This window comes from Mycobacterium sp. (genome assembly GCF_035603715.1).
Classification (GTDB): domain Bacteria; phylum Actinomycetota; class Actinomycetes; order Mycobacteriales; family Mycobacteriaceae; genus Mycobacterium.
This window is the reverse complement of sequence record NZ_DATNJW010000461.1, coordinates 1-2287: the sequence shown is the minus strand read 5'-3', so window position 1 is coordinate 2287 and position 2287 is coordinate 1. Positions and strand designations below refer to the sequence as shown.

2 protein-coding genes and 1 pseudogene are annotated in these 2287 nt (G+C 66.6%); 2 read left to right on the top strand and 1 reads right to left on the bottom strand.

Going from position 1 to position 2287, the window contains the following annotated elements:
• A pseudogene (locus tag VN856_RS18990) lies at positions 1–226 on the top strand (hypothetical protein); the annotation flags it as partial.
• A 183-nt stretch (positions 227–409) separates the two neighbouring features.
• Here the strand turns inward: VN856_RS18990 and VN856_RS18985 are convergent.
• Positions 410–1816, bottom strand: a complete 1407-nt coding sequence (locus VN856_RS18985) for an IS1380 family transposase (RefSeq protein WP_325691802.1) — start codon at positions 1814–1816, stop codon at positions 410–412.
• 285 nt (positions 1817–2101) lie between these two features.
• Between VN856_RS18985 and VN856_RS18980 the strand changes: the two genes are divergently transcribed.
• Positions 2102–2287, top strand: a 186-nt coding sequence (locus VN856_RS18980; protein ID WP_325691800.1) for a hypothetical protein, incomplete at its 3' end; no start/stop codon positions are given.

Here is a 2287-nt window from a genome sequence, read left to right as displayed (position 1 = left end):
TTCAGCGGCCTTCGAAGTACTCAAATGGCGATCCCAAGAGACCAACACCAAGGTGAGACTTCTTGCCCGACAGATAGCCGCCGACTTCGTCGCCCTCAGCGGTAGCGGAGACCTCCCCTCTCGATCCGCCTACGACACACTGCTATTGACCGCGCATCGTCGGATCAAGGCGGACACCGAGCCGGGACAGGCCACCGTCCTACAGCCATCAGAAGACACCGGATAGGCAGCGCACGCTACTAGCCCCGATTTTTCGCGGTGATTGGTGTGGTGTTGGCTTGATGCGGAGTTGTGGCGCTGGGTGATGGTTTTCGGTGGTGGCGTGCTTGGTCGGTCCCGTGTCGCCGGGTGGGCGGGCTTTCCCAGTGCCAGTGTGCCTTTCGTGGCCGGTGGATCGGTGGATCCGGTGTCAGTCGAAGGCGGTGCGGATGGCCTGCCAGGCGGTCGCGATGATCGCCGCCCAGCGCCAGGTCGCGTCGATGCGCAGGCGGACTTGGCGGGCGCCGTGGGTGATGCGGGCGGCGACGTGCAGGACCCGGTAGCGGAACGTCGCGATCTCGGCGCGGCCCAGTTCGGGATGGTTGGTGAAGCCGAGCAGTCGGGTCCAGGTGACCAGGTCGGCGGCGGTCAGAACGATTTCCAGCCAGGCGGCGTTCGCGTCGAAGGCGTGACACGGCAGGTTACGCAGGCCGGTGTTCTTCAGTTCGCGGATGCGGTCCTCGACGCGGGCGTGCTGGCGGTGCCGTAGTTCCAGGCCGGCGACTTGTCCGGGCACGACGCCGGTGGGGGTATCGGTGATGAACGCGGTGACCCGCATCCCGTCGGCGTCGGTGAACCGCAGCTGGGCACCGGGATGCGGGCGTTCTTTGCGCAGGATCAATCTGGTGCCGGCCGGCCAGCTGTTCAGGTTGACCAGCCCGGTGGCTTCGGCGACCCACGCGCCGTCACGCAGGCCGCCGTCGGTGTCGATCGCCGGATACCAGGCATCGCCGAGGTTGAGGGTGTCCACCGCGTCCTGGACCCGCCAGTCCACGGGGAACCCGAACGAGAACCCCACCCCAGCCGCCCGACACGCGTCGGCGAAGTCGTGGGTGGCCCCGGCGGTGTCGCAGCGCACCAATACCTTCGGCGTATCCGGGTCGTCGCGCTGATCCGGGTGCGGCCGCCATTCCGCCGGCAGCGCTGCCAGCGCCTGGTCCAGGACGGTGATGTGGTCGGCGGCGGTGTTGGAACCCGCACGGCCGGAGCGCAGCATTCCGGCCAGTGCCTCCCCGCCGGCGATCTCGGGCCGGTCCAAAAACGCCAGCAGCGGGTGATGACCGTAGGTCTTCTTCCAGGTCGGTGCCGCCAGTTCCTTGTCATCGGAGTGGTCGATCACCAGGGTGGCGTCGATGTCGATATGCAACCAGTCCCCGGTGATGGGGGCGGCTCCCGCGGCCCACGCCGCTGCCCTGGCACTGGCTCGGGCGCAACGTACTGCGGGCAGACGCGCGGCGTCGATACGTTCGTCGACCAACCGCCACATCGTGGTCGTCGAGGCCGTCGCGCCGAAGGCGTGCTCGCGGTCGCCGCAGAGTTGTCCGACCCCGTCGATGCAGTCCGCGCCGTCGGCGACCGCGGCAGCCAGATCGGCGAACACCTCCCCGGGTGCATACACCCACCGGCCACGGTAGGTGTCGGCTAAAGCGGCGGTGACCTGCGTCGATAACCCCGTGCGGTCCGCGAGCTCACGCAGCAGGCCCATCCCGGCATGCGACACGACACCGTGGCCGTCGGCGGACACTTTCACCCGTGAGGCGGCCGCGATACTCTTCACCTGCGAAGTGCCTTCCCGTCAGCGATATCGAACCCTAGAGAAGTCCGATTATCCTTGCAGGACAGGCACTTTCGCGTATCTACACCCCGAAACTCACAACATTGCGCGAAAAATCGGGGCTAGACGCCGCCAAAGTTGGGCGAACTCGCACATATGCCGCCACCGAGATGCTGGGCACATGGCTCCGACGTCAACAGCATCGCGACCAACCCCAACGGTGACCCTTCGCAAGGTTGACCACTTCCCGGCCTGGCATCGGCTAAGACGAACGAACAGACCCGCACCTTGGCCCGGAAGCAAGTACGACCACGAAGCTCCATCAACAACGACGAGATCGAGCCCGAGTCCACGCACGACGGAGGGTACGGACTTCGCCCGCGCTCGGAAGTTGTCGCCCGTCGGCGCTACGCTCGCGCCCTATTCACCACAGAGCGGGGGGCAGATCGGATGAACGACGTCTACATCATCGAG